This window comes from Nostoc cf. edaphicum LEGE 07299, assembly GCF_015207245.1.
Taxonomy (GTDB): Bacteria; Cyanobacteriota; Cyanobacteriia; order Cyanobacteriales; family Nostocaceae; genus Nostoc; species Nostoc edaphicum_B.
The window spans coordinates 1-4623 of sequence record NZ_JADEXF010000421.1 but is presented as its reverse complement, the minus strand read 5'-3'; the positions used below and the strand labels follow the sequence as shown (position 1 = coordinate 4623).

3 protein-coding genes are annotated in these 4623 nt (G+C 41.5%); 2 read left to right on the top strand and 1 reads right to left on the bottom strand.

From position 1 onward, the window contains the following. The first annotated feature begins 233 nt into the window (after positions 1–233). Entirely contained in the window at positions 234–860 is a 627-nt protein-coding gene (locus tag IQ229_RS13920; protein ID WP_194044623.1) for a DUF4340 domain-containing protein, read from the top strand. Between the two features lie 96 nt (positions 861–956). After that, complete coding sequence (gene purU, locus IQ229_RS13915; RefSeq protein WP_194044621.1) at positions 957–1811, top strand: formyltetrahydrofolate deformylase; 855 nt, start codon at positions 957–959, stop codon at positions 1809–1811. 99 nt (positions 1812–1910) lie between these two features. Here purU and IQ229_RS13910 read toward each other — a convergent pair whose 3' ends face one another. Beyond that, positions 1911–4343 (bottom strand): PhoX family protein, encoded by a 2433-nt coding sequence (locus IQ229_RS13910; protein WP_194044619.1) that lies wholly within the window; start codon positions 4341–4343, stop codon positions 1911–1913. Between the last annotated feature and the right edge of the window lie 280 nt (positions 4344–4623).

Here is a 4623-nt window from a genome sequence, read left to right as displayed (position 1 = left end):
CTACTACCCAAAGCAATCTTTTAATATTGTCGTCTTTGTTGGTTTTACCTTTAATTGGTTTTGCGATCGCAGTTATTATTTGGTGGAAACGACGGTAAGAAGGAAGTTAGGAGTTAGGAGTTAGGAGTTAAGAGTTAAGAGTTAGGAGTAGAGACTAGAGAAGAGTTTTTTCTATGCTCAATGACAAATGACAAATGACAAATGACAAATGACAAATGACAAATGACTAAAAAATGAAATTGCCACGAACGACTTTAATTTTGATACTGCTAGCTCTGGGTTTAGGTGGTTTTGTTTACTTCTATGAAATTCGGGGTGCAACTCAGCGACAAGAAATCAAAGAGCAAAATCAGAAAATTTTCTCTTTTGCAGAAGATGATGTCCAGTCTTTAACAATTAAGACAAACAAAATCACTCTTAATCTGGAACGTAACCCTGAATCTTCTAGTAACCCCAAGTGGTTAATCAAATCTCCGATATCGGGCCCAGCAAATGACGCTATTGTTTCTTATTTAATGGATTTGTTAGTCAAAGGTAATAGCGAACGTACTTTATCAACTCCAGCAAAAGAGCTTGGAGAATTTGCCTTAGAACCACCCCAAGCAACTATTAATATCATCCTGAAAAACCGGCAAAGCCATCAGTTGATTTTGGGTAAATCCAACTTTAACGGTCGTTTCTTGTATGCTCAAGCTGACCCTGCTATAAAACCCGATGGAAATACAAATGTGCTGTTGGTATCTACAGATTTTGCCAATGCCGTCAATCGGGAATTATCAGAGTGGAAACAACCTGTAGATAATAGTCAGAAGCTACCTGGACTCAGCACCCCTTTACCAACTCCGACAAATAGTAAATAAGCAATTACAGTTTCTGTGGTATGTTTCGGTAACGCACAATGGGCTAGCACATCTGTGCTACTCTACTTCAAATCTCACTAGTTTTTCTAAGTTACCATGACAAATCCGACAGCAACATTGCTGATTTCCTGCCCCGATCGAAGGGGACTAGTGGCTAAATTTGCCAATTTCATCTATTCTAACGGTGGTAATATTATCCATGCAGATCAGCACACAGATTTTGCTGCTGGGTTATTCCTTACCCGCATTGAATGGCAGTTAGATGGGTTCAATTTACCGCGAGAATTTATTGCCCCAGCATTTAACGCGATCGCACAACCTTTAGGCGCTAAGTGGGAATTACGTTTTTCTGATACAGTACCACGCATTGCTATTTGGGTAAGTCGGCAAGACCATTGTCTATTTGATTTAATTTGGCGACAACGTGCTAAAGAATTTGTTGCTGAAATTCCTTTAATTATTAGTAATCATTCTAATTTAAAGGTAGTGGCAGAACAATTTAATATTGACTTTCAGCATATTCCCATAAATAAAGATAATAAAGCCGAACAAGAAGCCCAACAACTAGAATTACTACGTAAGTATAAAATTGATTTAGTTGTATTGGCGAAATATATGCAGATTGTTAGTGCAGATTTTATTAGTCAATTTCCACAAATTATTAATATACATCATTCATTTTTACCAGCTTTTATCGGAGCAAACCCTTATCACCGAGCTTTTGAACGTGGTGTGAAAATTATTGGTGCAACGGCGCATTATGCCACTGCTGATTTAGATGCAGGCCCAATAATTGAACAGGATGTGGTGCGAGTTAGTCACCGTGATGAAGTTGATGATTTGGTGAGAAAAGGCAAAGACTTGGAGAGAGTTGTATTAGCAAGAGCGGTGCGATCGCATTTACAAAATCGTGTATTAGTATATGGGAATAGAACAGTAGTATTTGAATAATTTCATATTCCAACAAAAAAATGTCCCATCGCTGTTTAAGCAAGGGGAGCAGGGGAGGAAAAATCTGATTATCGTATTCGATCTAAAAATTGGATAGTGTTAAACAAAGCGACCGCTTGATTGTTTGCGTCGAATCCCAATTACACTTGGACGCGGTGGCCCGTCTGAATTCCCCTCAATGTTACTGGGCCAATTACTACCACGAGGTACACTGCGTTTTTGAGTAAACAAAGTGCCATCCAAGTTTAAAATCTCAATATCTCGACTGAGAGTTTGCTGAGGGGTAAATGGAACTTCTTCACCAGGATGCTGCACCGAAATAATCAGTGTATCGCCAACGAAAGTAGGCCCGGTCAACTCACAGCGTGGTGGCCCATAAGCAAAAGGTACAACTTCCCCAGCATCAGGGCCACTGGTGGGAATGAAGAAAAGAAAGTTATTGCCAAAAACCCCAATCAGGTTAGAAGTTCTGACATTAAAATTAGAATCATCCGCGCTGGGTGAGTTAGAACCCACTACCCGATGGTCTACCCGTAATACTTCTGGGTTAGCGCCTGTGCTGAAACCATTGTGGGCTTCAGTAGACATATCAGTGACACCCCAAATGTTACCTTGGCTATCAAATGCCAAGTTATCTACATTAGCAAAACCATCTCCGGGTTCTGCACCTGCTTCACCACCTTTAGCAAATCGCTGCCAACGGAAGCTTGTACCTGTACCATCAGCACTATCTTCGATAATCTTAAAAAGTTCCCCTGAAGGTTGTGCAGCATTGACATTAGAACTGTACTTGGAAACGACAAAGATTCGTGAATCAGGATAACCATCTCCTGAAGGCGCACCATCTGTGTAAGCGATAAAGACTTCGTTAAGATTTCTCGGATTGACTTCTATATCTTCAGGGCGAGCCGTTGGAGTTGCGCCAATTAGATTAGCAGCTAAAAAAGCATCAACCAAAACTGCACCTTGACTCGTGTAGAAATCTGACAACTTCTTACCCTTGTAAGCAGGTAAAGCTTCAGTCTCACCATAAGAGCTAATAGTTCCGCCTGAACCAGTAACTGTTTCTATCGTGACAACAATTGATCCACCATTTTCAGTTTGTCCTAAAATCCCACTGCGTTTAGGTAGCCGAGTATTACCATTATTAGAAGCCTGTCCCAATGCGGCAATTTCTACAGAAGCAAGAGTTGAAGGTGGAATCGGATTTGTCGGCGCATTTAGTTTGAGAGGAATCCATTGCCCTGTACCGTTGGGATTGTAACGGGCGACATATAGAGTGCCGCTTTCAAATAAGCGACTATTGTTTTTATCAGTGGAATTTGTAACTGTACCAGAACTGACAAACTTCCAAGTGTGCCCGCCGCGTCGGTCATCTCCCATATAACCCACTAATGGTTGTCCAGCTTTGGCACGCACAGCGATATTTTCATGACGGAAGCGACCTAAAGCAGTATGTTTGCGTGGGCGGAAACTTTGATTCGATGGATCGATTTCTACCATCCAGCCGTATTTTTCACCAACTAAGCCAAATCTAGCGCCTGTTGTGCCTTCGATGTAGCTTGTTTGTGTGCCATTGGGTTTGACAAGTTCCTGAACTCCGACAAAAGAGCTTGCACTGGCTTGAAAGTTTTCTTCAGCTGACAAGACAGTTCCCCAAGGAGTTGTACCGCCAGAACAGTTAAATCCGGTGCCGATGATTTTGTTACCAAGTCCGTCAGAACTGAGGGGGAAAACTTCTGTCGCACTTGGCCCAGTACCGATCAGATAATTGTTGTCTCCTTGCTGGTAACTTCTGCTACCCCAAGATGTGATGTTTTTAGAATTATCAGTGCGATCGCGATTAATTCCTAAACCAGAAAGTCCGTGTATACGGCGGTTATTCGGGTCACGAACCACAGCAAAGCGGCCACTGCGGTTTGGGCGAGCAATCCGCACAACAGAGCCGCCGATGTTATACATGAATTCACCCAAGACTTCGATATTAGTTCTGTCTTCTGGTAAATCTCGACCAATGATTAGGGGGTAAGATGTGGGGAATCCTCCTAAACCGCTATCAATTAAGAAGCCAGGTACAGTCGTAGAAAATGGGTAAGAGATGTATTCGTGATTGTTCCAAAGGTAGCCGTCGTTGGGGCTTCTACCATCAATAGGAATAAAGCTGGTGTAGTCGCTATTATAGCCAAAGTAATCTTCTTGATTTGGAAAGACGCGATCGCCCCAACTCACAATCACATACCGTTCGTATTCCGGTGGAACCACAACATCATCTACTATGCTATAGCTACTTAACTGGGCATTAGCAGAGGGTTGTAATACATTTCCTTGCCCAATTCCTGTTGCTAAGTAGCTTGTTTGTTGTGTGTAAATCGGTAAAGGATGGGGCAACCGAATTGGGGTAAATTTTAAGGGTTGAACCGCATTAGCAACATTACCGCCCAAAAGTTTTTCTCCAAAAGCAGGAGCTAGGATAGTTGCACCAGCGCTTGCACCAAAGAAAGCGAGTAACTGTCTACGTGAAAATTTAGTCATTAGGTTACCTCTTGTTAGGAATAGCTGAAATGATTAGCCTAAAATTTTTGCCATTTCTTCTTTACAAATGATTAATTTTATCCATCGTTATCAGATATTAGGACTTACGCAAGAGTTACGGAATAACGAACCACAGAGGCGCAGAGTACACGGAGAAATCAGAGCTTGAGAGACATTTTGCGTAAGTCCTAGATATTTTGAATATTGGCTATATCTAGTAACTCGGATTATCAGCAAACTGATATTACAAAAGATGCAAAAATAGCAATAATTAATATTT